This window comes from Desulfobotulus pelophilus, assembly GCF_026155325.1.
GTDB lineage: Bacteria > Desulfobacterota > Desulfobacteria > Desulfobacterales > ASO4-4 > Desulfobotulus > Desulfobotulus pelophilus.
Genome location: NZ_JAPFPW010000001.1, coordinates 245,944 through 272,095, shown reverse-complemented (window position 1 = coordinate 272,095; position 26,152 = coordinate 245,944). Strand labels below are relative to the sequence as shown.

Here is a 26,152-nt window from a genome sequence, read left to right as displayed (position 1 = left end):
CATGGGGGATCTGAAACGTTTGCATTCCTTGCTCAAGGAAATCGACGATATGCTGGCCAGCTGCATGCGTTGCGGCATGTGCCAGTCCGTATGCCCGGTATTCGGGCAGACCCTGAATGAAGGAGACGTGGCCCGGGGTAAGATTGCCCTTCTGGACGGTCTCAGCCAGCAGCTCATCAGCGATGCGCAAGGGGTACAGTGCAAGCTGGAAAACTGCCTTCTCTGCGGATCCTGTTCCGCCAACTGTCCCAGCGGGGTCAAAGCCACGGACATCTTCCTTAAGGCCAGAGCTGCCCTGACGGAATACAACGGACTGTCAGCCGTTAAAAAAGCGATTTTCCGGGGTACACTTACTCACCCCGGACTCTTTAACAGACTCATTGATGTGGGGGCCCGTTTTCAGGGACTCATGACCCGAAAGGCCAACGCCTATCATGGGACTTCCTGTGCACCCATGCTTTCCTCCATACTCGGCAACCGCCACATAGTTCCTCTGGCTGACCGGGCCTTTCGTAAAACCCACCCTTTTCTGGATACACCGGCAGGTTCTTCCGGGCTGAAAGTGGCCTTTTATCCCGGATGTCTTGTGGACAAAATGTACACCGGCATCGGGGATGCCGTGATCAAGGTTCTCCGACATCACGGCGTCGGCATTTATCTGCCTGAAAATCAGGGCTGCTGCGGCATGCCATCTTTGGCTTCCGGGGATACAAAATCCTTTGAAAAACTGGTCAGCCATAACCTTGAGACCTTTTCCGGAAGCCATTTTGATGTGCTGGTCACTCCCTGTGCCACCTGTACTGCCACACTGAAAAAGGTCTGGCCCATGATGGCAGAAAACCTCGGCATGAAGGATCAGGCCCGCATTGAAGCCTTCAGCAGAAAAGTCATGGACATCAATCAGTTCCTGGTGGACAAGGTGGGGGTACGGCCCAAAGATGCCCTGGGAGACACGGCTGTTACTTTCCATGACCCCTGCCATCTCGGTAAATCCCTGGGCGTCTTCTCCCAGCCCAGAGCCCTGATTCAGGCCAGTGGCAAGTACCGAATCAAGGAAATGAAAGACGCCAATACCTGCTGCGGCTCCGGCGGCAGCTTCAATCTCCAGCACTATGAGACATCCACAGAAATCGGACAGAAAAAACGCAATAACATCGTCGCAACGGAGGCTCCCATTGTTGCCACCGGTTGCCCTGCCTGCATGATGCAGATCACGGATATGCTTTCCTCTAAAGGAGATAATGTCCGCGTCAAACACAGCATCGAGCTTTATGCCGAAGGGCTGTAAGGAGAGAGCTATGGGAAATGAAATCCTTGAGCTGTTTAAAGAAAAGGCAGAGGCCGTGCAGGGCGTGATCAGCACAGCCGAAACAATCCCGGCCATTGCAGCCTATGCCGTCAATCTCACCGCGGAACAGGGCGGAAAAACTATTGCCGTAGCCGGATTTGCACCGGATCAGCTTGCTGAACTGCTGAAGGTTCTCAAAGATATGGCAGCGGCCAAAGACATTGAGGTACTGGAACCTCCGTTCCGGCCACAGATGCACCGGATTCATACGGGTCTCACACCTGCCAGCTGGGGTATCGCCCAGACAGGCACTCTGGTTCTGCACTCGACGGAGGAAAACCTGCGCATTGCCACCATGCTGTCGGAAACCCATGTCTGTGTGCTGGACCCAGCAACAATTTATCCTTCCACCGATGAGCTGACTCCCCTCTTGGATGCGGCACTCAAGGAAAACCATGCCGCATATATGGCTTTCATCACCGGTCCCAGCCGTACGGCAGACATAGAACGGGTTCTGAGCATTGGCGTCCATGGGCCTGAATTCCTGCACATTATTCTCCGGGAGGAAAAAGCCGATGATTAAAACGCCTCAGAACATGAAAGACTACTCGGACCAGATCCGTGCGACCTTAAAAGAAAAATTTCTTCAGACAACCCTGAACAACTTTGCCACCAGCTACAAGGCTTCAAGGGCCAAAGCTTTCAGCGGTATGGATCTGGAAGGACTGCGGCAGGATATCGCCTGCGCCAAGGATGCGGCCCTTCCAAGACTGGAAGAGTTACTGGAAGAGTTCACCGGTCATGCGGAAGCCAGTGGCGTGAAGGTGCACTTCGCCAAGACCGCCCAGGAAGCCAACGCCATCATTGCGGCCATTGCAAAGGAAAACAATGTAAAAACCATTGTCAAATCCAAATCCATGACCGCAGAGGAAACCTTTCTCAACGACCACCTGGAAAAACAGGGCCTCACGGTCACAGAAACCGACCTGGGTGAATGGATCATTCAGCTGCGCCATGAAGGCCCCTCCCACATGGTTATGCCCGCCATCCACCTTTCCCGCTATCAGGTGGGCGATCTGTTTACCGACGTTTCCGGAGAACAGCAGGATCCGGAAAACATCGACAAACTTGTGAAGGTGGCAAGAAAACAGCTCCGCCCCCGCTTCATGGAAGCGGATATGGGCATCTCCGGTGCCAACTTTGCCCTCGCGGACTCCGGTGCCATCGGCATTGTCACCAATGAAGGCAATGCCCGGCTCACCACCACCCTGCCACGGGTGCATGTTACCCTTGCCGGTGTGGACAAACTGATCCCCGATCTCAAAAGTGCCCTCACCGCGCTGAAAGGCCTTACAAGGAATGCAACAGGTCAGGGGCTCACTTCCTATGTGACCTGGATCAAGGGCCAGCCCCCCTGCGGCGCTTCGGAAAAAGAAGCCAAAACCCGGCATATCGTCTTTCTGGATAACGGCCGACTGGCCCTTGCCAAAGATCCCGTCTTTTCCGAAGTCCTGCGCTGCATCCGCTGCGGAGCCTGCGCCAATGTCTGCCCCATCTACCGGATCCTCGGTGGCCATACCTACGGCCATGTGTACATTGGTGCCATCGGTCTCATTCTCACCTTCTTTTACCATGGCAGGGACAATGCCCGTGCCATCGTAAAAAACTGCCTCAACTGCCAAAGCTGCAAGGTAGTCTGCCCTGCCAAAATCGATCTTCCCTACCTCATCAAAAAGGTATACCGGGAAGTCATGGATGAAGACGGCAAACGGCCTTTACGCAACCGGCTTCTCGCCAAGGTCATGGGCAACCGCAGACTCTTCCATACCCTGCTCAAAAACGCATGGATGGCCCAGGCCCCCATTGCCGATGGCCCGAAAATCCGTCACCTGCCCACCATTTTCGGCCGTAAGCACGACTTCCGCACCATCCCCGTGCTGGCCAAACACCCCCTGCGGGATCAGTGGGCCTCCTTCAAACCTGTGGTCAAAAATCCCAAACTCAAAGTGGCCCTTTTTGCAGGTTGTGCCCAGGACTTCATCTACCCTCAGCAGGCAAAAGATGCCGTTTCCCTTCTGGCCAGCTATGGCGTGGATGTGGACCTTCCCATGGATCAGACCTGCTGCGGTCTGCCCCTTCTCATGATGGCGGAAAATGAAACAGCTAAAGAAGTAGCCGGGCAAAACCTGAAGGCGCTGGATACAAGCAAATACGATTATATCCTCACCCTCTGCGCCTCCTGTGGCTCCCACATCAAAGAGAATTACCCTAAACTTCTTCAAAAGGAAAATGCCGTTCCCGATGAAGTCAGAAAACTTGAGGAGAAGATCATCGATTTCTCCTCCTTCATGGTGAATGTGCTGAAGGTGACAGCGGAGGATTTCCGTGTGAGCGGAAAGAAGGTAGCCTACCACGCGCCCTGCCATCTCTGCCGCGGCCTCGATGTGGTGGAAGAACCAAGGGAGCTCATGCGGGTTGCGGGTCTTGACTATATCCCTGCTGCGGATGAGGATGTCTGCTGCGGCTTCTCCGGATCCTACTCCGTAGACTTCCCTGAGGTTTCCGAGCAGCTGCTGCGCCGCAAAGTGGCCAACATGGAAGCAACAGGGGCAGACATTGTGGTCACGGACTGCCCGGGCTGCGTCATGCAGATTTCCGGCGGCATGGACAAACATGCCTCCCGCATGCGTGTCTGCCATATGGCAGAGATTTTACAGGAGTTCAGGAAAAAAGATTAAACCCAGCCACAACAGAACTCCATGTTTTAAAAGATCCTGCCCGGCCTCTCTCCTTTCCGGAGAGGGGCCGGGTCTGTACAGGCCACAGACTTTGAAACAGGCATACCATAAATTCCTGTTTTTGATCTGAATGCAGGCGATGAGGTACAATCCGGTCTTGTCGGGTTGCTTTTCAACAAAGCAAACCGGCAACGCTCCTATGGCTGGCAAAACGACCATACCGTCTTGACAGGCCATCCACCTTCCAGAAAGGCCCCTTTTCAGGGCTGCGCTCCATGTCTTTGTGTTCCTGATTGCACCCATGATGAGCCCATGGGCAGAAAGCCCAGGACCAAAGCTGTGTGCAGTCCCCTTTTCCTTCCCCCCATACAGAACCACCATAGGCATCAAAAGCGGTAAGATCCGCCATGGAACCCTACTCCACGCCCCCAGCTGTACCATGGAAACACCATTTCTCCGGATATCTCCCGCATGGCTCAGGCTGGGCTGACAGATTGACTGGGCAAGCGGGAAGGGCCCGTCCTTCCGTCGGCGGACGGAACAAAGGAACATCCAGCAGAAGACCGTGGCCCGCCGGGTACAGCGGCTAGAACATCGTAGACACATCTTTATACCAGTAACCTATCTTTCGGGCCATCATCATTGCCAACCGTTGTACCCTCTTTTTTCATCATTATCGTGTCCCTCCCCTTCGCCCATGCATGCCCACCATCAGCCTCTCACACGAAAGCACTTTTTGTCTCAAAACCGATCTTTTTTGTTTCAAAAAAGCTTGCAGGAACACGGACTTCTGGCCTAAAGAGGTACAACAAACAACCACAGGAGTCCTCCATGCAGAAACGCATTCTAATACCTGCTTTCTTTTTTCTGTGCCTGTACAGCCTGTTTCTTTTTCAGCACACCCCGGAGGAAATAAAGCCCACCCTCACACTGGCCCATGACAAAGGTAGCCTGCCACGTTTTCAGCAGGCCTTTGTCAACCAGGCCGTTGTGGCAGAAAAACGTACGGGCCACAGATTTATACCCACGGACTCCCAGACAACGGATCTTTTCATCAGCCGCATGGAAGCCAACCTACCCACCAGCAAAGCCCCTGCCCTCTTCACCTGGTGGACAGGCAGCCGTGCTGACGATCTTCTCAAAAAAGGGGTGATTGCAGACATCAGCCACATATGGAATAAACACAGGCAGCACTACCCCGAATTCATCCGGGAAAGCTACACCCGGGATGGAAGAATGTACGGTTTTCCTTATAGTATTGAATACTGGCCCATCTGGTACAATCGGGATATTTTTGATCGTCTGGGTCTGCAAGCACCCACAACATGGGAAGAATTCATTGAGATATGCGAAATGCTGAAAACAGAGGGGATCACGCCTCTTCTCTCTTCCCTGCAGTTTTCCTGGTATGCCACCATCTGGTTTTCTCAGCTCATTATGGGAGAAGATCCTGAATTCTACACTGACCTGCACAACAATACCCATGATTACAGTGATGCAAGAATCAGAAAAGCCATGGAGACATGGCAGTATATGCTGCTCAGGGGATATTTTACGCCTCCATCCACCCGCATGTTCACCAATGGAGCCCACCTGTGGAACACGGAAGCCTTTGCCATGGTTCTCTGCGGTTCCTGGTATCCCTCCATGGTTCTCATCGATCAGGGCGTTCCGGAAGAAAGCATCGGCATGTTTCTTCTCCCTCCCCGTAATCCGGTGGCAGGCTTCAGCCTGATGATGGAAACCGGCCCCATATTCACAGCAAGCCATTCACAGGAGAGGGAACAGGCGGATGCCATTGCAGACTGGTGGATGGGAACGGAAGGCAGCCTTCTCTTTTCCCAGTCCATGGGTACTTTTTCGGCCAACCGAAACGTCGAAACCACCCATCTCCCGAATTTTCGCCAGCAGCTCCTGTACCACATGGAGAAAAAAAACCCTCATATACTGCCACGCTTCTGGGAAAGCGCACCCGGCCCCCTGCTTCAGCCGGTCACGGATATCCTGTCCCATTTTATCATGGATCCGGACCACCTTGAGCTGACCCTGGAAAAACTGGCCCTTTTACAGAATGATCTGTCCCGGAGCATGCCTTTACCATGAATCTCAAAGCCCGCCTTTCCCTAATCATTGCCGTTGTCATGTCCGGATTTATGGGCATATCCGGGCTTTCCGTCTTTTTTCTTTTCAAAATCCAGTATCTGAGACAAGCGGAAACGGTCTGCGCGGAAAGCATGGAGGCGCTGATGGATCTCCGCCGTCTAACCACGGAGCTGCTCATTTCAGAGACCCTTGACCAGAGCTTTTTGCAGTGGCAGAAAGCCCACCGCAGGCTGGATATCAGCCTGCACAGCCTGCACAGCTCTTCCCACCTGAGAACCCTGCTGAAAACAGAAAAACTGCAGGCAACGCCGGAAAGCCTCATGAACTTCTGGAAAAGCACCCGGCAGTGGCTGTACCGTGCGGACAGGGATCTGGCGGTACTCTTCCAGCAGAGCGGAGGCTCCCGCGACGGACTGCTTTATCAGGTTATGAGCACCAAAAAATTTGCCGTGCTGGAAGCGAAAAAGAGCATTGACGCAGCATCTCTGTATCTCGCCGCTGAATTTGAATCCAAGCTTTCCGATCTCATCGAGCTTGTTCAGCTTGAAATCCGTTATCAGATCCAAAAAACCATACGGCTTATTATCCTGTGCAGTTTTGTCATATCCTTTGGCGTCAGTCTGATTCTCATCCTGTTCCTCGGCAACCTGAATCACTATCTTATCATCTGGAGAAAGGCCCTTGCAGAAATTGGACAGGGAAATTTTCCTGAAAAAATTCCCCTCAAGGGCAAAGATGAACTCAGTAAAATCAGCCACGCCATTAACCAGACATCGGACAACCTGAAAAGGATTAATGATGATCTGCAGCAGAAAGTTCAGGAACTTTTCGATGCCAAAGAGGAAGCAGAAACTGCCAGCAAGGCTAAGGGACTCTTTCTTGCCAATATGAGCCATGAGTTCAGAACACCCCTGAATGCCATCATCGGATTTTCCAGGCTGGCCTCCCAAAATCCACAAATCAATCATGAACAGCAGCAGCAACTGGCAGCCATCCTGCGTAACGGCGAACATCTTCTCAATCTCATCAACAAAGTGCTCAACACAGCAAGCCTTGAGGCAGGAAGAATCCATCTGCAGGAAGACCGCACCAATCTGGACAGCCTCCTTACGGACATGGAAGCCATGTTCCGACCAAGGGCTGAAGCAAGAGGGCTGAGCTTTCGCCTCCACAGAAATCCGGACCTTCCCCGCTATATTACAATAGACGGCCTCAGGCTTCGGCAGATACTAATCAACCTCCTTGGCAATGCCCTGAAATACACCGATGAAGGCAGCATCTCACTGGGTACTGAACTGGAAACAAAAGACCATGCCTCTTTCATTCTGTTTTATGTACAGGACACGGGGTGCGGTATTCCGGAAGAACATCTTCCATGCCTTTTCAAGCCCTTCCAGAAAGCCCATCAAAGCCGTGACCCAAGGGGAGGTACGGGGCTTGGCCTTTCCATCTGTCATAACCTGGCCGCCCTGATGAAGGGCACGCTGACGGTTCACAGCGAAATGGGAAAAGGCTGTGCTTTCTTCCTTTCCATCCCCCTGACAGATCATGACCCATCCCAACCGATTTCCCGGCAGGAACCGGCCTTCCTTTCCGAACCGCGGGCCCCGGAAACATCCCTTCCTTTCCCCGAAGAATGCAAAGTACCCATTTCCCTTATCCACAAACTTACCGCTGTAACACGCAGAGCGGAACTGGATCAGATTCACCGGCGCATCATCGAAGTCAGCCAGTATGACGCCGTCATCGGTTCTGAACTTCTCGCTCTGGCTGAAAACTTTGATTATGAACAGATACTCACCCTCCTTACGGCCCGAATGCCTGTCGATGAAGGGAGCTGCGATGCAAACACAGGCCAGTGACATTCTCATTGTAGATGACAACACCGATAATCTGCGGGTACTTACGGGGATTCTCAAAACAAGGGGATATGAAGTCCGCCCTGTCACCAACGGTCCGATGGCATTGAAAGCCATAGAGGCCCGATCGCCCTGCCTGATACTGATGGATATCATGATGCCTGAAATGGACGGTTTTGAAGTGTGCCGTTACCTGAAAGAGAATCCAGACAACCGGGAAATCCCCCTGATTTTCATTACTGCTCTGGATGCTCTGGATGATAAGCTGAAGGCCTTTGCCCAGGGGGCGGTGGATTACATTACCAAACCCTTTCACGAGGCAGAGGTCCTTGCCCGCATTGAAACCCATCTGAGCCTTGTTCAGGCCCGGAAGGAACTGAAAGAAAAAGAAGCCCTCCATCGCCAGCTGTTCAAAGTAGAAGGTCTCATCCGCATGGCAGGTGCCATTGCCCACAAGTTCAACAATCATCTTCAATCCGTACTGGGTAATCTTGAGATGGTAAGCATTTTCACCAGATACAATCCAAAGGCATCCCGATACCTGGATGCGGCCATCAGCTCCGTGGAAAAGGCATCCGCGTTCAGCCGTCTGATTCTCACTTATACGGGAAAAACCGCCATCCATCATCACCCCATAAATCTGACCCGCTGCTGTACCGCCCTGCTACCGGATCTTTTTGCAAAGCTTCCGCAGCATATGGATATGGAAACCCATCTTACGGAAAAACAGCTCACCATTGAGGGTGACTGGAACGGAATTCAGCAGATTGTAACGGAACTGGTCGTGAATGCGGTGGAAGCCACCGGGGAAAACGGAACAATTGTCCTGAGCCTTAGGGCTCTGCCGGCAACCTCGATTCCCGGCCATCATCGCTTTCCGCTGGACTTTATGGCTACAAAAAAAAACTATGCCTGCCTTACCATACGGGATACGGGATGCGGTATCGATAATCAGGACCTGGAGAGTATTTTCGACCCCTTCTTCTCCACCAATATGATGGGCAGAGGCATGGGACTTTCCGCCGTTCTGGGAATGGTCCGCGCCCATCAGGGAGCCATAGCGGTTACAAGCAAACCCGATGCCGGCAGCGTCTTTGAAATTTTTCTACCCCTTTCCGGAACATAATATCTGCTCCCGGGGAAAGACAACAATGATATGAACTTAATACAAAACAAGGCTTGGTATACCGGCTGCCATAAAGGGAATGATTCTCTTACCCGATAAAAGAAGGTGGAAAATTCCATGGAAGTTCCGCACAAAATTCACCCCCCTTATTTATTGGGTATGCCGGGCTTTCCCTGTCCGTAAAACAGAAAAACCGGATTATTTATATCAGGAGAAACCGTTTTTTATTGGCCGCCTGTGCTGCCTTTGTATAATATATAATAGAACAGTTTCTGTTACGACGTTACCATGATTCTTTCATTTCTCAATTAAGGCAAGACAACTCGTGAAATTTGAACAGTATTTTATCTCAGAAGAAATCAAGACCAATCTTGCAAAACTAGGGTTCCAGCGACCCACCGATATCCAGTTCAAAGCCATCCCTTCCATCCAGAAAGGAGAAGACGTACTGGCCATAGCCCAGACCGGAACCGGTAAAACCGCAGCCTTTGCCATTCCCGTAATAGACAGTATCCATAAAGACAAAACCAGTAAGCGCAGCTACGGGATCCGTTGTCTGATCATGGTACCCACGCGGGAACTGGCGGCACAGATAGGCGAGGTATTTGCCAAGCTCTCCCGACATACCAAAGTGGCAACCTTTGCCCTTTACGGTGGCGTGGAGCAGGATGCCCAGATCAAAAAACTACAGGATGGGCTGGATATTCTTGTAGCCACTCCCGGCCGCCTGTTTGATCTGATCAAACAGGGTCATCTCCGTGTGGAACGCATCCGTACACTGATTCTGGATGAAGCGGACCGCATGCTGGATCTCGGCTTTATTAACGACATCCAGGCCATCAAAAAAAAGCTGCCTCAAAAGCATCAGACCCTCTTCTTTTCCGCCACCATCAGCCCCGAAATCAAAAAACTTGCCTACTCTCAGGTAAGGGGCTCCGCCATCCGCATCCAGCTCTCACCGGAAGATCCAGTTTCTAAAAACGTATCCCACCATGTTCTCTTTGTAGAAAAGGATGACAAACGCTTTTTTCTGGAACGCTTCATCAAAGAGCACCCCGAAGACAAGATTCTTGTTTTTGTCCGGACAAAAGTCCGCGCAGAAAGGGTGGCCAAAGCCATGCACAGGGCAGAGATACCAGCCCTTTTTATCCACGGCGACAAAGACCAGAGAGAACGGCTCGAAGCCATGCAGTCCTTTCGCACAGGCCGTTGCCGTACACTCATAGCCACCGACGTTTCTGCCCGTGGAATTGACATTCCGGACGTACAGGTTGTCATCAACTATGACATACCGGATGTGACGGAAAATTATGTTCACCGGGTGGGCAGAACCGGCAGGGGAGTCCATAAAGGGCTGGCCATCTCCTTCTGCAGCGAAGAAGAAAAAACCATGCTGGCAGACATAGAGCAGCTGATCGGTAAACCCGTACCCGAACTTTCCATGGACAGGGGAACCTATGCAGAAACCCTGATGTTCTCCCACGAAAAATCCCTTGAAGAGCTCATTTCCAGTCAGGAAGCCTTTGAAGCCACAAAAAAGAAAAAAGGAAAAAAGAAATAAAGAGGGACGGGCCACTGTCTGGCCCATCCCCCCGTTTCACCGAATATACCGGCTTCCCGAAAAGAGAATCCTTCTACTTTTTCGTTGACAAAAAACCCCGTTCGCACAAGAATATACCCACTTAACTCACCGCCATACCATGCTTTTCTTCAGGGGCGTTTCTGCCTCTGCAAAGAGTCTCTATTGCTCCCCCTGCATCCACTGGAGGTTTCCATGAAACACATGATTCTTCTGCTGTCTCTTGTTTTTTGTCTCGGTTCCGGTCCCGCAATGGGAAAAAGCCTTAAAATTGTAACCGATGAATGGCCACCCTACGAATTCAAGGCCGGCGAACCGGGTAATGAGTACGTATCCGGCTTTGCAACGGAAGTGATTCTGGAGGTACTGAAAAATATGAATGTGGCCATTGACGGCCGCATTCAGCAATATCCATGGGCCAGGGCGGAACGTATGGTAATTGACGGATATGCCGATCTTCTTTACACCGCCGTGTACAATCCTGAACGGGCTCAAGTAACCCACTATGCCACCGAAAGCCTCATGGACTCATCCTGGTCTTTTTTTATCCGCAGCGAAGATAAAAACAACATACGGTTCAGCACATTCAACGATCTCACCAGAAAAACCATCGGCGTGGTAAGGGGTTATGCCTACACCCCTGAACTGTGGGAATTCATGCGTTCACAGAAAAATTTTGAAGAAGTTACCAATGACCAGTTCAACATTCAAAAACTGATGGCAGGACGGATCGATACAACCGTCATGGATTATGGTAACGGTCTTTATCTTATCAACCAGATGGGACTTTCCGGCTCCATCATCCCCCTTCCCAAGCCCATAGAAACCACATCTCTTTATGTCGTGTTCAGTAAGAATACGGTGGAAAAAGATTTTGTTGACAAATTTTCCGATGAACTGAAGAAATTCAAAACCAGTGCTTCCTACAAAGATATATACAGAAAATATTTTGGGGGATAACGGCCGTTATGGCTGTCGTACTTTCCCCTACAAATCCAAAGACAAGGCAACTTCCGAACAAGAACAGAAACCCGGTCTTTCTCCATAAAGGCCGGGTTTTCCTTTCGGTTACCCATTGCTACATCTGCGAAGACAATGCTACATGAAAGAGTCTTACCCAACTGTCCAACCATTACCCAGGAAGGATTCTTCATGATTGTCGGCATTCTCAAAGAAATCAAACATCAGGAAAATCGTGTTGCCATGACACCCGCCGGAGTCGAAATTATGGTGGCCAACGGCCATTCCGTTCTTGTGGAAAAAAATGCAGGGGCTGCATCGGGTTTTGACGATGAGTCCTACGCCGGTGCGGGTGCACGTCTGGTGGGAAACCCGGCGGATATCTTTGCAGATGCAGAAATGGTCATGCACGTCAAGGAACCCCAGCCATCGGAATATGATCTGATACGGGAAGATCAGATCGTTTTTACCTATTTTCATTTTGCGGCTTATGAACAGCTCACCCATGCCTTTATACGCACCAGAGGCATTGCTCTGGCCTATGAAACCATTGAAGATAATAATGGCGGCCTTCCCCTGCTGATTCCCATGAGCGAAGTAGCCGGACGCATGGCTGTACAGGAAGCAGCACGATATCTGGAACGGACCCACGGAGGCAGGGGGATTCTTCTCGGTGGAGTAACGGGAGTTCCTCCAGCCCGCGTTCTCGTCCTTGGCGGTGGTACCGTTGGCACCAACGCCGCTCTCATGGCCTGCGGACTCGGTGCTCAGGTGGATCTTATTGATACCCGGCTGGACAGGCTGCGCTATCTTTCCGCCACCATGCCCAAAAACTGTGTACCCATCATGAGCTCACCAGCCATCATCCGCCAAAAAGTCAGCGAAGCAGATGTCATTATCGGAGCCGTACTGCTTCCCGGAGCCAAAACACCCAAACTGATCACAAGAGAAATGGTGAAAACCATGAAAACCGGTTCCGTTATTGTGGATGTGGCCATTGATCAGGGTGGATGTATAGAAACATCCAGGCCCACAACCCACGATGACCCGGTTTATGAAATTGATGGCGTACTGCACTACTGTGTTTCCAACATGCCGGGAGCCGTTCCCATGACATCGACCATAGCCCTGACCAACGCCACCCTGCCCTATGCCCTTGCCATAGCCAGCAATGGCCTTCTGGAAGCCGTACGGGAGTTTCCGGAAATGCAGAAAGGTCTGAACATTGTCCGGGGGCATGTAACCTGTAAGGGAGTGGCCGAAGCCTTTGATCTGGACTATACACCTGTGGAAAAATCTTTTTACGAATAATCCTTTACCCCCATCCACTACCTATGAAAGTCCCGTCGGCAGATTCCCGGAAAGCCATACTTTCCGGGAATCTGCCGAAAAATGTTCTATGCTGTACCGGAGAAGAATGCGGGGAAGCTGGCGGCATCTGGGGGCAAGAAAATTCTCCAATAAATTTCTGTCGCCCTTCCCCACCTCCCGCAGCATCCAACCCACAGCCTTGTGTATCAGGGGTTCCGTATCATGGGAAAGGATATCCGCAAGCCGCAGGGCATCGTCATAGAGACCGTGACGTATCAGGGTAAGGGTGGATACCATGGCAATACGGCGATCCCATAGCAAAACGGAGGCAGCCAGCTCATAGAGCAGGTGCCTTTCCCGTGTCAGCAGATGGGTTCCCACAATACCCGGAGCCGAAACGTCCACAAGATCCCAGTTATTCACGCAAGCCGTACGGGAAAGATAATCTTTGAATATCATTTCTTTCCGGCTCTCATCCCCCTTTTTATAACGATCCACCCACAGTAACAGGGCAAACATCCGAACCTCATGCCAGGGAGATGCCAGCAGCTTTCCAACCTCTTCATGGTCCATGGATGCGCCTGCACCCATATGCCTTCTCAGAACCGGCACCCGCACACCAAGAAATCGGTCCTTTTCCCCATACTCCCCGGGACCCGTTTTAAAAAAACGCTGCAAAGTCCGGGCATAGGTTCCATCCGCCAGTTTTTCCAATCCTGCCGCAGCCTGCTCCGCACTCTTCCAGATCTGCTGCCCGCCATGACCTTCTGTGCTCACCATCAATCTCCCTTAGCTGCCATTTACTCCCTGCAAGACATCTCGTTAGACCCTTTTCTTACCGGGTACAGAGAAATACAGCAACTTTCTGACAAAAAAAACCGCTGCAAAAAATCATTCTTGCAACGGTCTTCCCATACATGACCAGACTCCAGTCAGAACCACAGGCCCTCATCCGCATAATATCATCCAGTCTGAACAGTAACCGGAAGCCATATCAGACGGAAACAGCTTTCAGGCCCGTCACACCGGCAACAATGATCACTACACTGATAATTCGTCCCATATTTCTGGATTCTCCGAAGAAAATCATATTCACCAGGACCCCCCCCGCCGTGCCCATTCCTATCCAGACAGCATAGGCAATGCTGAGCTGAAGAAACTGAAATGATGCATAGAGAAGGGCAAAAGCACAGCCAAATCCACCCACAAAAAGCAGGGTATTGACCGCATTTTTTTTCTGCGTACTGTACATTTTTAAACCCACCACTCCAATAATTTCCGAAACCGCTGCTAAAAAAACCAACAACCAGCCCATTTTATCCAACCTCCCCTTCATCCTGATTATCAGCCAGTTTGAGACTGACGACCCCTATGATGATAAGAACAATGAAAAGCCCCTTCTGCAAATGAAAATCCGCAGCAAACAGTACCACGTCCATCAGTGCCGTTCCGGCGGTACCAACAGCCGCAAATACAGCATAAACCGTTCCCGTGGGGAGCTTTTCACATGCCTTTGATAAAAAATGAAAATCTACCAGAATAATCCCCACAATGATTACCCAGTGCCACCATGAGGAGGCCACATTAAAACCATACACCCAGAAAAGCTCAAACAGGCAGGTAAGCCCTACATACACCCACGACTTATTCACTTTCATCCTCCTGACTGAATATCAGTCACAAATCAGCTCCGCGTTGTAGCCAGCAACAGGTAAAGACCTGCTCCATAATCAAAGCAATCGACTCAAGCCCGTTTGCTTTCTTCGCAAATCAATCCATACCGCATAAAATCCATCAGCTCTCTTTGTTGAAAAGCAACCTTCTCCTTCTCCGGCAGGGCATCATAAAGATAAATCTGCTCCGCAGTGGATTCAATGAGACCGATGAGAAGCTTGGCTGTCCGGTCTGCGTTAAGGGTACTGCGTATCTCCCCGTTATTTTGTGCCTGGCGAAGAAACAGCCCCATCCACTCATAAAAAGGTGCATAGATGGTTTCCCACTCCGTAATATGCCTTGTCTGGGATAAACCCGCATAAATGAGGGCCAGCACATCGCGGTACTCTTCCGTCAGGCGGAAAACAACATCCACCAGCTCTTCCATCCGCGTCCAGAAGCTGCCTTCCTCCCTCACCCGTTCCCGCACCTCAGCAACGGTTCTCTGGACCATAACCGATGCGATATCCGGCATGACAGATAATTTGGAAGGAAAGTAGAGATAAAATGTTCCCTGAGCAATTCCGGCGGCCTTAACGATATCGGAAACCTTTGTCTTTTCAATACCTTTTCCCCTGAAAACATCTATGGCCGCGGCAATAATTTTTTCTTTTTTTTCCATAAGAACTCCTTTATACATGCTCATGACTGAATGTCAGTCATGAGCATGTATAAAGGACATACTCTTTTCCGTCAAGGACTATTTTGCATCTATACGGCGTCGGCAAGTACTGATAAGGTCATAAACAACATGACACGGTACAACTGACGTTCCTCGTCACAGGCTGTTCGTGACAATTCACAAAAAAACAGGCTATGCTATACTGGCAGGTGATATTGTTTTACGCTTTTGTAAGGAATGCTTACATTTATGAATTCAACTCAAGACAACAACGCCCTCGTCTATTCATCGGAGCTGGGCCGCATCTGCCCGGGCTGCCAGAAACCCGCAAAAAACTGCATCTGTAGCCAAACCAAAAGCAATACCTCCCATAATAACGGCACTATCCGCGTCAGCAGAGAAACCAAGGGCCGCAAGGGAAAGGGAGTAACTCTGGTTTCCGGACTGGATGGACAGCTTATCCATAGTACGGCCAGAGAACTGAAACAAAAATGCGGAAGCGGCGGAACCGTCAAAGATGGACACATTGAGATTCAGGGAGACCACAGAGACACCATCCTTACCTGGCTCAGCCAGAAGGGATTCAAAGCCAAAAAAGCCGGGGGCTGAATGGGTTCCGACCTACGAAAACGTATACAATACGTCACCTTTGCCGGCCTTCTTGTCAATCTGCTGCTCGTCGGTATCAAATACGCGGCCGGATGGTGGGGCAGCAGCGAAGCCCTTATGGCCGACGCCGTCCATTCTGCCACCGATGCCATAACAGATATCGTTGTGATAGCCGGTGCCGCCTTCTGGACACTTCCACCAGACGAAAGCCATCCCTACGGGCATCGCCGTATTGAAACCCTTGTCACCCTTTTCATAGGAACCCTTCTGCTCTTTGCGGGTATCGGTATCGGTGTAGAAGCAACCAGAAATCTCCTTGCAGGCTACAAAACCCAGCCCACCCCCATAGCGGCCTATGCAGCAGCATTCTCCATATTTGCCAAAGAAGCCATCTACCGATGGACCCATAAGGTAGGCACGGAAGTGGGCAGCTCCGCTGTCATGGCCAATGCCTGGCATCACCGCATTGACGCCTTAAGCTCCATACCCGCCTTTCTTGCCGTATCGGCGGCCATATTATTCCCTGAGCTGCGCTTTCTGGATACCATTGGTGCACTGATTGTATCCGTTTTTATTACACAGGCCGCAACCCGTATTGTATGGCCTAATTTCCAGGAACTCATGGCATCAGGAGCGTCCCCTGAAATATGCAACAGCATCACTCTGCATGCCTGCAGCCACCCTGCGGTGCTGGATGCCCACCATGTTCGAACCCGCTTTCTGGGTACCCGAATTTTTGCAGACATTCATCTGGTGGTAAACGGCGATATTTCTGTACGGGAAGCGCACGCCATAGCCGAAGAAGTGCGCCAGCTTCTCATCCGGAAACATGCTCACATGGAAGACGTGGTCATCCATATTGAACCTCCGGATCCCCTTACCCCTCCCCATCACCCCCTCAACTGCCATGGAGGCGACCCATGAAACCAACTCCGAAATCAGCCCTTATTCTTGCGGATATAGAAGGAATAACAGGTGTTTATGAAAAAAAACAGTGCAAACCTCTCACAGCGGAATGGCAGGAGGCCCGCAACCTCATTACAGCAGATGTCAGCGCAGCCATTGCCGGCCTGAAAGATGCCGGGGTGGAAATCATCCATATACGGGACATGCATGCCACAGGATTTAATATTCTTCCCCGCCTACTGCCGGAAAAAGGTATCAGACTGCAGCAGGGGCATCACTGGTACCCAGTCCCCCTACTCGGCCATATCCCCGAGGCAGATCTGGCACTGATGATAGGATGGCACGGTGCACCGGATCAACCGGAAGCTTTCAGCCCCCATATTTTCCACAGGGACATCGACTGGGTCCGTCTGGAAAAGAAGCCTGTTAGCGAAGTGGAGATCATGGCAGCTGTTCTCGCAGAAGCCCGCATACCTGTTGCCCTTGTCACGGCAGACTTTCCTGCATGCCAGCGAATCAAGGAGAACATTCCATGGATCCGTACCGTAACCATTCCCAAGAAAAAAACCAGCACCAAAAAAACGGCCGACATTCAGAGAAACATCCGTGAAAACGCCAGGACTGCCGCAGAAAATTTCCAGAGCTTCCCCTGTTGCAGAAAAGGTCCATGGTTTCTGGAAAGCAGTATACGCGGGAAAATTCAGGAAGGTTATTTCCCTTCGGCCAGGGAAGTGCTGGGCACCCTTCTGCGCCAGAGCGTTTTCAAAGGTATACCCGCACCGGCCATTCCTGCCATTCTTCAGGGGTACCGCTATATGGGATGCTGGCAGAATCTATGGAACTGAATTCTCCTGTTCCATGACAAATGAAAGGAGACTCCGTGAGGAATTTTTCCTCTTTACAATGCTGCCGCCAGCCACCCGAAACAGCACTTCATCATCCACTCAATAAAAATTTAACTTTCTGCCCATCTACCATCAGGTTGCAAAAAACCTCCGCCCTTTCCAGAGCATCCCTCACTTTGAAAAAAAGGCCCATGACACCCGATAACCGGCATCATGGGCCTTTACACAAACCCTATGGACTGGAACCTCAGGGAGACACCCCCCTATTATGTATCAATACTCTTTGGGCATCTGGTTGAGCTGATCCAGAGTGAACACAGGACCGTCCTTGCACACCAGCTCTTTGCCGATGTTGCAGCGACCGCACATGCCAATGCCGCATTTCATACGGTTTTCAAGACTCATGATAATGTGGTCATGCTTGTAGCCCAGTTTGTCCAGCACAGGCATGGTGAACTTGATCATCATGGGAGGACCACAGACAATGGCATAGGTATCATCACTGGCAGGGGGTGCCACCTTTTCCGCAACCGGAGGAATAAAACCCTGATGATATTTCCAGTTAGGATCATCGGTTTTGTCGACTGTAATGTGCATGTTGATCTTACCCTGCGCTTCCCATTCCTTCAGATCATCCATGTAAAGAAGCATACCCGGTGAACGCGCACCATACACCACATCGATCTTGCCGAACTTATCCCGGTTATCCAGCATCATCTTGATGGAAGAACGTAAGGTCGTGAAAGCAAAACCACCCCCCACAATCAGTATGTTCTTCCCCTCAAGGATCTCCCAGGGATACCAGTTGCCCATGGGGCCACGAAGACCCATGATATCGCCCACCTGCATGGAATGCAGATAGCTTGTCACTTTGCCGGTTTTAAACACCGTGAATTTCACAAAACCCTTTTCCGTAGGGCTGGACGCAATGCCGATGGGTATTTCGCCCTGACCCGGAATGGAAAGCTCTGCAAACTGGCCCGCCTTATACGCAAACATCTCCTCATGCTCAGGATTCAGGAAGACGAACTTGAAGGTCTTCAAGCTCTTGTCTTCCGTCTCCACCGTGATGTCGTCTATACGGACGGGATACGGCTCATATGGATTGGGATTTCTCACCTTGTCTTCTCCTTATCCTGCTATTTCCAGTGGGCAGACACAGGGGGCTGCACCGATATGCAGGCACGGGGTAGTGGGCAGGCCAAAAGCCTGCCCTGCCACGTGGCCGGTTTAAAAATCGTTCAGGGTATTGCACACCGTCCGGATGTCAATGTTGGCAGGGCACTGCTCCACGCAGCGACCGCAGCCCACACACATCAGGCCCGCATCGTACTTGTCCACAAAATATTTCAGCTTGTGCATGAAACGCTGGCGGGTACGCTCCCATTCGTGTTCGCGGGGGTTATGGCCCGAGGCATGGTGGGTAAAAAGACCCGTCATGCAGGAATCCCAGTTCCGCACGCGCACACCATCCGTACCCTTCACCTCATCCTGAATGTCAAAGCACCAGCAGGTGGGGCAGGCATAGGTACAGGTACCGCAGTTGATGCAGCCAAAGAGAACATCCTTCCAAAAGGGGGCATCATAAAGATCCATGATGGTCTTGCCAGCAATCTTATTGTAGCTCACCTTCGAAGTGATGGCCGCTTCTGCCTTGGCCTTCAGATCTTCCACGGCTTTGGCCGCATCGGCACCGGCTTCTTCGGCAAAGCCTGCTTCGGAAAGGAATTTTTTCCCCTTATCCGTCAACACCTTGGCGATGAAAGCATCCCCTGCATCCACCAGCAGTACATCAAGGCCTTCTTCGGCAAAGGGACCTGTGCCACAGGAGGTGGAAAAATCTGTTGAAGAAGGCTCATTGATGGCAAGGCCCACAAAGGTGCAGCGCTCATAATTGCGCAGCCAGAAGGGATCTTTGTAATCTTTGTTGTCAAAGTTCATCTTAGTCAGCTGGATGGCTTTGGCATCATAGGGACGGATGCCGATCACAGCCCGTGCGCCCGGTGCGGCGGGCACTTCCTGAAGGATGTGGTGGTTGGCCTTGCTCTCATCCAGGGTATATTCAAACATCACTTCAGACTGGGGAAACACAACCCACTTGGGAGACAGCTTTGTGCTTTTAAATCCCATGTCCGGAAGCTGGCCCGCGGCCAATACCGCGTACTTGTGACTGTCTTTTTCTGGCACAGGTCCGATGAGTTCGTAGGCTTTACGCGCCTTCTCAAGCCCACCGTCCCAGGATGCCTTGGCAATTCGGATATAACTCATAATTTTCCTCCGATAATGCTTGGGGTCGTAAGGGCCTAGCGGATAAAGGCCTCGGGGTCATCGGTTTTAAAGGTGTCCAGCGGCGGCCGCACACCCTCCTTCATACCCGTTTCCCAACCGTAGTTGTCCACACAGTCCTTGATGCTTTTCCGTGTGAAGGCACGCATTTTGATATCCATGGGACAGGCCGCCTCACAGGCACCACAATCCGTACAACGCCCTGCACAATGGTAGGCCCGCAGGAAGTGGTAGGTGCGGATATCAATGGGGTCCGTTCCCTTACCCACCCACTGGGGACGGGATTCATCCACAAAACAGGTGGGACAATAACACAAGGGGCAGGCGTTCTTGCAGGCATAGCAGCGGGTGCAGCCGGAAAGAAGCTCCTCAAAATACCCCCACTTGGCAGCCGCATCCATGGAAGCTATGGCTTCCACGTCCGCAAAGCGATTGTCAGGGGAAAGTTCTTCCACGGGCTCCCCTGCCATCTCGTCAAAAATTACGGGGTTGCGTTTAATGCAGGTGCAGCAGTTGGACTGGAGAACATCTGCCTTGGAAACAGTCTTTTCTCCCGCAGGGCCGCTTACCGTAATCTGATCACCTGCCTCGCTGTAGGCCGTTACTTCGCCGCCTGCAAGGTCGCTCAGGACTTTTTTGTCCGCCATGCCCGTGCAGGGAACACCGATGATCACAAGCTGATCCCGCTTGATCTTGTTTTCCACAATGTGACCCACAATGTTCCGCGCATCACAGCCCTTGGCAATGATACCGATGCGGTCCTTGCGGCCCGTTAAATAATTGCACAGATTGAGACGGCAGGTGGCGTCCCAGATCAGATCCTTTGTATCCGATGCCTTACGAATGATGGTCGGCTCACTCATGACGGGAAGCGTTCCCTTTTTGAAGCCGATCACCACATCAACCTTCTCAGAATCAAGAAGCTCTCTGGCAATCTCTCTTATTTTCAGGGCGACATCAGCCATCTACGCCACCTCCTGACTCATAATAAACTCCTTTGCCATACCTTTGGCAGGACCAAGGGCCTTCACCTCGGAAATCACGGTACGGGCCACATCGGCAAACTTCACGCCTTCTGCGGAAGAAATCCATGAAAACTGGATACGACCCGGTTCAAGGCCCGTATGCTCCAGCATTTCCTTCAGCAGTGTAAATTTACGGCGGGCATAATAGTTACCGGTGATGTAGTGACAGTCACCGGGGTGACAACCGGAAATCCAGACCCCGTCCGCTCCGTTGCGGAATGCGGAAAGGACCATTTTGGGCGAAACCCTTCCGGAACAGGGCAGACGGATGATGCGCATGTTGGCCGGATACTGAAAGCGGCTCACGCCCGCAAGATCTGCGGCTCCGTAGGTGCACCAGTTGCACAGAAAGGTAATGATTTTAGGTTCAAACTCCTGCATAGGAAGCCTCCCTGCACCTTTTGGTAAGGTGCATATGATTCTTGAAAAGAACGGCACCTGCGGCACCGGTCTCACGTATCCTTCAATCAGGCCGCATCAATCATGGCCAGGATCTGACCTTCCTCAAAGCCTTTAAGATTCAAGGCTCCGGAGCGGCAGGATGCCACACAGGCCCCACAACCTTTACAGAGTACGGGGTTGATCTCCGCCTTGCCCGCCCTCGGCCCTTCCAGAATCATACCCGGAGAGTTGTAGGGGCAGACCGCCACACAGACACGGCACCCGGAGCAAAGGTCCTGATTCACATAGGCCACCTGACCGGAAGTATTGATGGTCTTTCTGGCAAGGAGACCCGTGGCCCGTGCTGCGGCCGCCTGGGCCTGGGCAATGGCCTCGTCAATGGGCTTGGGATAGTGGGCAAGGCCCGCAAGGAAGACCCCGTCCGTTGCAAAATCACTGGGTGCCAGCTTCACATGGGCTTCCACAAAGAAGCCGTCATCATTGAGGGGCACTTTAAAGAACTGGGCCAGACGCTCATCCTTGTAGGGTTTAACAGCAGAGGCCAGTACCAGAAGATCCGCCGCAAGCTCAAGGGGCCTCTGAATGATGGGATCGTTCACACGAACCAGCAGTCTGCCTTCGGCTTCTTTCACAAGGGGTTTGGCCTCCAGGGAATAACGGACAAAAATCACACCCTTTTCCCTGGCCTTCTTGTAAAGGGCTTCCTTTTCACCATAGGTACGGATATCCCGGTAGAGGACAAAGACATCCATGTCCGGTTTTTTCTCCTTCAGGTGAAGGGCGCTCACCATGGTATGGGTACAGCAGATGCGGGAGCAGTAGGCACGGCCCGGCTCACGGGAACCCACACACTGAATGAAGACAGCGGTTTCCGCCTTCTCCACCTTGGCATCATGGCTCTTCATGAGTCCATCCAGCTCCTGACCCGTCACCACCCTATCAGAGCTGCCGTAGAGGTATTCCGTGGGCTTATATTCCTCAGCCCCCGTGGCAATGATGGTAACACCATGGCGGAGTTCTTTTTCACTGCCCTTTGTCTCAATGGTACTGACAAAGTTACCCACAAAGCCTTCCACATTTTTAAGGCTGGACTCCAGCAGGACATCAATTTTATCATCCACAGCCACGCTGTTGACCATGTCGGCAAGGCCTTCTTCAATGGACTCGCCCTTGCCCGTAACATAAAGATTTCTTGCCTGACCGCCCAGAACCTTGTCCCGCTCCACCAGAGTCACATGATAGCCCTGGGTGGAAAGGGCTCTTGCAGCAGCCATACCGGAAATCCCGCCGCCGATGACCAGTACGTTCTGGTCTATCTCAAGGGTGGCTTCGGAGAGAGGCTCAAACAGGGCCACCTTGGCCACGGCCATGCGAACCTGCTCTTTGGCTTTCAGGGTGGCTTCCGCAGGCTGATCCTTGTGTACCCAGGAGCCGTGGTTGCGGATGTTCACCATTTCAAAGAGGTATTTATTCAAGCCTGCATTGATGAGGGTTTCCTGGAAAAGGGGATCATGGGTTCTGGGACTGCAGGCCGCCACAACAATGCGGTTTAAGCCCTTTTCCTTAATGACCTTGACCATGCCATCCTGGGTATCCTGGGAACAGGAATACATATTATTGGTCACAAACTCCACATTGGGCAGGCTTGCCGCATAATCCCTCACCGCCTCCACATCAATGACCCCTGCAATGTTAATCCCGCAGTGGCAGACAAAGACACCGATACGGGGACGATCTCCCCGGATGTCATTTTCCTTCACCTTTTCCACGGTGCGGGTCAGGGTGTTCCGGGCAGCAACAAGGCCTGCTCCGGCATTGAGGGCCGCAGCACCTGCCTCCACAACGGACTGGGGAATATCTTTGGGACCCTGGAAGGCACCGCAGACATAGACCCCTTCCCTGGAAGTGCTGACAGGTTTGAAGGTGGAGGTTTTAACGAAACCACCTTCGGTCAGCTCAATGCCCATATTTGCTGCATTGGCCCGCACTTCATCATTGATTTCCATACCAACGGAAAGAACAACGATGTCATAGACTTCCGTTACCCGCTGGTTGTTCTCATCAATGTATTCCAGAACCTGTCCCGGACCATCGAGATTGTCATACACCGTATGCACACGACAGCGCTGGAACTTTACACCATAGTTCTCCCTGGCCTGATTATAGCAATCCTCAAAGCCCTTGCCGTGGGTACGCATATCCATGTAGAAAATTTTGGTTTCCAGCTCCGGATCATGTTCCTTGGCAATGATGGCCTGCTTGATGGCATACATGCAGCAGACCGAAGAACAGTGACCGTTTTTGCAGGTGTTCACATCCCTGGAACCCACGCACTGCAACCAAGCGATTTTATGGGGATGTTCCTTATCGGACAGGCGCACCACATGGCCCTGAAAGGGACCGGATGCGGAAAGGAGCCGCTCAAACTCCAGAGAGGTGACCACATCCTTGCTGCGGTCATAGTTGAGGAAATCCTTACCCGAAGGATTGTAGGCAGAAAAGCCCGTGGCCAGAATGACGGAACCCACATTAAGGGTAAAAGTCTTGTCCGTATCTTTATAATTAATGGCATCCGCAGGGCAGACCTTCTCACAGTTTCCACATTTATCTTTTGTGATTTTGATACAATTAGCTGCATCAATGGCATACTTAAGCGGTACAGCCTGGGGATAGGGCACATAGATGGCCTTGCGCTTGTCAAGACCCATATTGTACTCATCATCCACTTTTTTGGGGCATTTTTCCATGCAGGCCCCACAGCCGATGCACTTATCCATGTCCACATAACGGGCCTTCTGGAAGACCTCCACATCGAAATTACCGGCCTCCCCCTTTATATCCTTGATCTCTGCCAGGGTTACCAGCTCAATATTGATGTGCCGTCCCACCTCCACAAGTTTGGGACTCATGATGCACATGGAGCAGTCATTGGTGGGAAAGGTCTTGTCCAGCTGGGCCATGACCCCGCCGATGGATGGCGATTTTTCCACCATATAGACATAATAGCCGGAATCGGCCAGATCCAGTGCCGCCTGGATGGCGGCAATTCCGCCGCCGGCGATCAGAACTGATCCTATGGTTTTTTCTGACATCTTGTTTTACTCCTCCTCACGCCTGATGGCTCAGGGAAATTACAGACCAAAATCCGCAAGGTCCGGTCCCAGATAGGTCCGTTCGTTTTCACCGAGAATCCCCATGGAAAGACAGAGAATGGTCCACAGATGCACGGTATGATACTTCCCGTCAAAATGATGGCCGATATCTTCTACCTGTGCATGGCAGTTGTGGCAGGGGGTGATGACGTAGGTGGCGCCGGTTTTGTCGATCTGATCAAATTTAATTTTTCCATAGGCCTGCCGTTGTTCCGTAAAGCCAGCCTGAAGCGCCCCGCCCCCACCACCGCAACAGTAGTTGTTGGAACGGTTGGGCACCATATCAATGAAATTTTCCTCCCCCACGGCCGTCTTAACGACAAAACGCAGATCTTCAGCCATTTCATCGCCCAAAGATTTACGGATGATATTGCAGGGATCCTGCACCGTGAACTTGATGCCAAGCTCCTTGTTCCACTCTGAATTAACGGGAAGTTTGCCTTCCCGTATCCATTTGGCATAGAGCTGAATGATGGAAATAAACTCAAAGTTAGTTTCAATATTGAAACGGCGGATAGCTCCATAAATGGCGTAAAAGGAATGCCCGCATTCCGTATTCACAAAATACTTCACACCCAGTTTGTTCAGGTGTTCCACCTGGGCACGGACGATATATTCCCAGGATTTGTCATCGGCAAGGAACATGCAGTAGTTCTCACCGGCCCACATTTCAGAATAATAGGTCCAGTCCGCCCCCACGGTATGGAGGATCTTCCAGAGGGGCAGAAGCTCATCTGGCTCCACAACGGGTTCCCTTGAGTTCTGATTCAAAGCATACATGGCCCCTTCTTTATCAATGGGGGCCTGTAACTCCTCAAACCCCGGCTGTTCCCGGCATTCTTCCGCCAGATCATCCACCGTGAACTTAAAGTCCTCGAAGGGGACCCCCATGGCACCACCACGGGATTTCACATGGAGATTACAGGATTCCAGAATCCCTCTGGGCCGCTCCTCTCTGGGCCAGCGGGAACGGATTTCATAAATGAGTGCCGGAATGTTGATCTGCATGGGACAGACATCATAGCAACGCCTGCACATGGTGCAGACCCAGGCCCATGGGTGCTTTTCCAGAGCCTCATCCATGCCCAGCACGGCCATGCGGAGAAATTTCCGCGGATCCATGTCAAACTGTCCTGTGGCAGGACAGCCACTGGAACAGGTACCACAGGTGAGACAGGCATTGAGATTCCCGTCCGGGACCATTTCCCGTGCCATCCTGCAGATATCCCCGCCAGTACCGCCGACGCGTACCGCTTCAGCTGTCATCTATTATTCCTCCCTTCACATCCAAAAAGGCATCCATATTCCATAAGCTCTCTCCTGACGCCATGTTGTGCAAAGATCTCTCAGGGAAAATTATGGTTTCTTCTTTTATAAATAGATTTTACCAATGAAGAACATAGGTATAAATTTGATTGTGTCTTATAGAAAGGGAAGAAGGAGGGAGTCAAACAGATAATCCTGATATAGTTAATAACAAGGATAGATTTTTACTATTTAAAAAGACTTAATTTTTTTCAGTTCAACTAAAAAAATATAAAAAATAAAATTCTATGAAAAACTCTCAAATCATATTTCTGGAAGTAACTTCTGAAAACACCAAGGCAGGTCCCCATAGAAAGGACCTG

The 26,152-nt window shown here is 51.4% G+C and carries 23 protein-coding genes; 12 read left to right on the top strand and 11 right to left on the bottom strand.

The window, feature by feature from the left end:
- Nucleotide 1: 1 nt before the first annotated feature.
- Genes OOT00_RS01270 through ldhH form a run of 3 tightly spaced genes read left to right on the top strand, consistent with a single transcriptional unit; the run spans nucleotide 2 to nucleotide 4,026 of the window.
- Nucleotides 2–1,288 (top strand): (Fe-S)-binding protein, encoded by a 1,287-nt coding sequence (locus OOT00_RS01270; protein WP_265423475.1) that lies wholly within the window; start codon nucleotides 2–4, stop codon nucleotides 1,286–1,288.
- 10 nt (nucleotides 1,289–1,298) lie between these two features.
- Nucleotides 1,299–1,871, top strand: a complete 573-nt coding sequence (locus OOT00_RS01265) for a LutC/YkgG family protein (RefSeq protein WP_265423474.1) — start codon at nucleotides 1,299–1,301, stop codon at nucleotides 1,869–1,871.
- A complete protein-coding gene (gene ldhH / locus OOT00_RS01260; protein ID WP_265423473.1) occupies nucleotides 1,864–4,026 on the top strand; it encodes an L-lactate dehydrogenase (quinone) large subunit LdhH in 2,163 nt (720 codons plus the stop codon). Before OOT00_RS01265 ends, ldhH begins: the two co-directional genes overlap by 8 nt.
- Before the next feature lie 172 nt (nucleotides 4,027–4,198).
- Here the strand turns inward: ldhH and OOT00_RS01255 are convergent, their stop codons facing one another.
- On the bottom strand, nucleotides 4,199–4,435 hold the full coding sequence (locus OOT00_RS01255) for a hypothetical protein (protein ID WP_265423472.1): 237 nt from the start codon (nucleotides 4,433–4,435) through the stop codon (nucleotides 4,199–4,201).
- 422 nt (nucleotides 4,436–4,857) lie between these two features.
- Here OOT00_RS01255 and OOT00_RS01250 point away from each other — a divergent pair, with 422 nt between their 5' ends.
- The 6 genes from OOT00_RS01250 to ald all read left to right on the top strand — a co-directional run bounded on the left by OOT00_RS01250 (nucleotide 4,858) and on the right by ald (nucleotide 12,964).
- Entirely contained in the window at nucleotides 4,858–6,129 is a 1,272-nt protein-coding gene (locus OOT00_RS01250; protein WP_265423471.1) for an ABC transporter substrate-binding protein, read from the top strand.
- Nucleotides 6,126–7,991 carry a sensor histidine kinase gene (locus OOT00_RS01245; protein ID WP_265423470.1) on the top strand — a complete coding sequence of 622 codons (1,866 nt, stop codon included), beginning with the start codon at nucleotides 6,126–6,128 and terminating at the stop codon, nucleotides 7,989–7,991. Before OOT00_RS01250 ends, OOT00_RS01245 begins: the two co-directional genes overlap by 4 nt.
- The gene (locus tag OOT00_RS01240) at nucleotides 7,972–9,114 is read left to right on the top strand and encodes a response regulator (protein ID WP_265423469.1); all 1,143 of its coding nucleotides are present in this window, start codon (nucleotides 7,972–7,974) and stop codon (nucleotides 9,112–9,114) included. The genes OOT00_RS01245 and OOT00_RS01240 overlap by 20 nt, the downstream gene beginning before the upstream one ends.
- Nucleotides 9,115–9,439: 325 nt before the next feature.
- Nucleotides 9,440–10,675 (top strand): DEAD/DEAH box helicase, encoded by a 1,236-nt coding sequence (locus OOT00_RS16315; protein ID WP_265423468.1) that lies wholly within the window; start codon nucleotides 9,440–9,442, stop codon nucleotides 10,673–10,675.
- A 213-nt stretch (nucleotides 10,676–10,888) separates the two neighbouring features.
- On the top strand, nucleotides 10,889–11,653 hold the full coding sequence (locus OOT00_RS01230) for a substrate-binding periplasmic protein (RefSeq protein WP_265423467.1): 765 nt from the start codon (nucleotides 10,889–10,891) through the stop codon (nucleotides 11,651–11,653).
- 192 nt (nucleotides 11,654–11,845) lie between these two features.
- Nucleotides 11,846–12,964: an alanine dehydrogenase gene (gene ald, locus OOT00_RS01225; RefSeq protein WP_265423466.1), complete on the top strand. Its 1,119-nt coding sequence runs from the start codon at nucleotides 11,846–11,848 to the stop codon at nucleotides 12,962–12,964.
- A 21-nt stretch (nucleotides 12,965–12,985) separates the two neighbouring features.
- Here ald and OOT00_RS01220 read toward each other — a convergent pair whose 3' ends face one another.
- The 4 genes from OOT00_RS01220 to OOT00_RS01205 form a co-directional block, all read right to left on the bottom strand.
- Entirely contained in the window at nucleotides 12,986–13,744 is a 759-nt protein-coding gene (locus tag OOT00_RS01220) for a DNA alkylation repair protein (protein ID WP_265423465.1), read from the bottom strand.
- Between the two features lie 214 nt (nucleotides 13,745–13,958).
- Nucleotides 13,959–14,279 carry a DMT family transporter gene (locus tag OOT00_RS01215; RefSeq protein ID WP_265423464.1) on the bottom strand — a complete coding sequence of 107 codons (321 nt, stop codon included), beginning with the start codon at nucleotides 14,277–14,279 and terminating at the stop codon, nucleotides 13,959–13,961.
- Between the two features lies 1 nt (nucleotide 14,280).
- Nucleotides 14,281–14,616, bottom strand: a complete 336-nt coding sequence (locus tag OOT00_RS01210; protein ID WP_265423463.1) for a DMT family transporter — start codon at nucleotides 14,614–14,616, stop codon at nucleotides 14,281–14,283.
- A gap of 92 nt (nucleotides 14,617–14,708) precedes the next feature.
- The gene (locus tag OOT00_RS01205; RefSeq protein ID WP_265423462.1) at nucleotides 14,709–15,299 is read right to left on the bottom strand and encodes a TetR/AcrR family transcriptional regulator; all 591 of its coding nucleotides are present in this window, start codon (nucleotides 15,297–15,299) and stop codon (nucleotides 14,709–14,711) included.
- A 249-nt stretch (nucleotides 15,300–15,548) separates the two neighbouring features.
- Between OOT00_RS01205 and OOT00_RS01200 the strand changes: the two genes are divergently transcribed.
- Genes OOT00_RS01200 through OOT00_RS01190 form a run of 3 tightly spaced genes read left to right on the top strand, consistent with a single transcriptional unit; the run spans nucleotide 15,549 to nucleotide 17,659 of the window.
- A complete protein-coding gene (locus OOT00_RS01200) occupies nucleotides 15,549–15,908 on the top strand; it encodes a translation initiation factor Sui1 (RefSeq protein ID WP_265423461.1) in 360 nt (119 codons plus the stop codon).
- On the top strand, nucleotides 15,909–16,832 hold the full coding sequence (locus OOT00_RS01195) for a cation diffusion facilitator family transporter (protein ID WP_265423460.1): 924 nt from the start codon (nucleotides 15,909–15,911) through the stop codon (nucleotides 16,830–16,832).
- On the top strand, nucleotides 16,829–17,659 hold the full coding sequence (locus OOT00_RS01190; protein WP_265423459.1) for a M55 family metallopeptidase: 831 nt from the start codon (nucleotides 16,829–16,831) through the stop codon (nucleotides 17,657–17,659). The genes OOT00_RS01195 and OOT00_RS01190 overlap by 4 nt, the downstream gene beginning before the upstream one ends.
- A 273-nt stretch (nucleotides 17,660–17,932) precedes the next feature.
- On the opposite strand, the gene OOT00_RS01185 is transcribed toward OOT00_RS01190, so the two are convergent.
- The 6 genes from OOT00_RS01185 to OOT00_RS01160 form a co-directional block, all read right to left on the bottom strand.
- Nucleotides 17,933–18,778: an FAD/NAD(P)-binding protein gene (locus OOT00_RS01185; RefSeq protein WP_265423447.1), complete on the bottom strand. Its 846-nt coding sequence runs from the start codon at nucleotides 18,776–18,778 to the stop codon at nucleotides 17,933–17,935.
- 111 nt (nucleotides 18,779–18,889) lie between these two features.
- The gene (locus OOT00_RS01180) at nucleotides 18,890–19,927 is read right to left on the bottom strand and encodes a 4Fe-4S dicluster domain-containing protein (RefSeq protein ID WP_265423446.1); all 1,038 of its coding nucleotides are present in this window, start codon (nucleotides 19,925–19,927) and stop codon (nucleotides 18,890–18,892) included.
- A gap of 35 nt (nucleotides 19,928–19,962) precedes the next feature.
- Entirely contained in the window at nucleotides 19,963–20,910 is a 948-nt protein-coding gene (locus tag OOT00_RS01175) for a ferredoxin family protein (RefSeq protein ID WP_265423458.1), read from the bottom strand.
- Nucleotides 20,911–21,351 (bottom strand): hydrogenase iron-sulfur subunit, encoded by a 441-nt coding sequence (locus tag OOT00_RS01170; protein ID WP_139450930.1) that lies wholly within the window; start codon nucleotides 21,349–21,351, stop codon nucleotides 20,911–20,913.
- A gap of 86 nt (nucleotides 21,352–21,437) precedes the next feature.
- On the bottom strand, nucleotides 21,438–24,464 hold the full coding sequence (locus OOT00_RS01165; protein WP_265423457.1) for an FAD-dependent oxidoreductase: 3,027 nt from the start codon (nucleotides 24,462–24,464) through the stop codon (nucleotides 21,438–21,440).
- Between the two features lie 39 nt (nucleotides 24,465–24,503).
- Entirely contained in the window at nucleotides 24,504–25,790 is a 1,287-nt protein-coding gene (locus tag OOT00_RS01160; protein ID WP_265423456.1) for a (Fe-S)-binding protein, read from the bottom strand.
- Between the last annotated feature and the right edge of the window lie 362 nt (nucleotides 25,791–26,152).

What these genes read in the sequence shown, in the direction of transcription:
- OOT00_RS01270 (WP_265423475.1), top strand. Translation starts at nt 2, where the DNA reads ATGGGGGATCTGAAACGTTTGCATTCCTTGCTCAAGGAAATCGACGAT.
- OOT00_RS01265 (WP_265423474.1), top strand. Translation starts at nt 1,299, where the DNA reads ATGGGAAATGAAATCCTTGAGCTGTTTAAAGAAAAGGCAGAGGCCGTG.
- ldhH (WP_265423473.1), top strand. Translation starts at nt 1,864, where the DNA reads ATGATTAAAACGCCTCAGAACATGAAAGACTACTCGGACCAGATCCGT.
- OOT00_RS01255 (WP_265423472.1), bottom strand. Translation starts at nt 4,435, where the DNA reads ATGGCGGATCTTACCGCTTTTGATGCCTATGGTGGTTCTGTATGGGGG.
- OOT00_RS01250 (WP_265423471.1), top strand. Translation starts at nt 4,858, where the DNA reads ATGCAGAAACGCATTCTAATACCTGCTTTCTTTTTTCTGTGCCTGTAC.
- OOT00_RS01245 (WP_265423470.1), top strand. Translation starts at nt 6,126, where the DNA reads ATGAATCTCAAAGCCCGCCTTTCCCTAATCATTGCCGTTGTCATGTCC.
- OOT00_RS01240 (WP_265423469.1), top strand. Translation starts at nt 7,972, where the DNA reads ATGCAAACACAGGCCAGTGACATTCTCATTGTAGATGACAACACCGAT.
- OOT00_RS01230 (WP_265423467.1), top strand. Translation starts at nt 10,889, where the DNA reads ATGAAACACATGATTCTTCTGCTGTCTCTTGTTTTTTGTCTCGGTTCC.
- ald (WP_265423466.1), top strand. Translation starts at nt 11,846, where the DNA reads ATGATTGTCGGCATTCTCAAAGAAATCAAACATCAGGAAAATCGTGTT.
- OOT00_RS01220 (WP_265423465.1), bottom strand. Translation starts at nt 13,744, where the DNA reads ATGGTGAGCACAGAAGGTCATGGCGGGCAGCAGATCTGGAAGAGTGCG.
- OOT00_RS01215 (WP_265423464.1), bottom strand. Translation starts at nt 14,279, where the DNA reads ATGGGCTGGTTGTTGGTTTTTTTAGCAGCGGTTTCGGAAATTATTGGA.
- OOT00_RS01205 (WP_265423462.1), bottom strand. Translation starts at nt 15,299, where the DNA reads ATGGAAAAAAAAGAAAAAATTATTGCCGCGGCCATAGATGTTTTCAGG.
- OOT00_RS01200 (WP_265423461.1), top strand. Translation starts at nt 15,549, where the DNA reads ATGAATTCAACTCAAGACAACAACGCCCTCGTCTATTCATCGGAGCTG.
- OOT00_RS01195 (WP_265423460.1), top strand. Translation starts at nt 15,909, where the DNA reads ATGGGTTCCGACCTACGAAAACGTATACAATACGTCACCTTTGCCGGC.
- OOT00_RS01190 (WP_265423459.1), top strand. Translation starts at nt 16,829, where the DNA reads ATGAAACCAACTCCGAAATCAGCCCTTATTCTTGCGGATATAGAAGGA.
- OOT00_RS01180 (WP_265423446.1), bottom strand. Translation starts at nt 19,927, where the DNA reads ATGAGTTATATCCGAATTGCCAAGGCATCCTGGGACGGTGGGCTTGAG.
- OOT00_RS01175 (WP_265423458.1), bottom strand. Translation starts at nt 20,910, where the DNA reads ATGGCTGATGTCGCCCTGAAAATAAGAGAGATTGCCAGAGAGCTTCTT.
- OOT00_RS01170 (WP_139450930.1), bottom strand. Translation starts at nt 21,351, where the DNA reads ATGCAGGAGTTTGAACCTAAAATCATTACCTTTCTGTGCAACTGGTGC.
- OOT00_RS01165 (WP_265423457.1), bottom strand. Translation starts at nt 24,464, where the DNA reads ATGTCAGAAAAAACCATAGGATCAGTTCTGATCGCCGGCGGCGGAATT.
- OOT00_RS01160 (WP_265423456.1), bottom strand. Translation starts at nt 25,790, where the DNA reads ATGACAGCTGAAGCGGTACGCGTCGGCGGTACTGGCGGGGATATCTGC.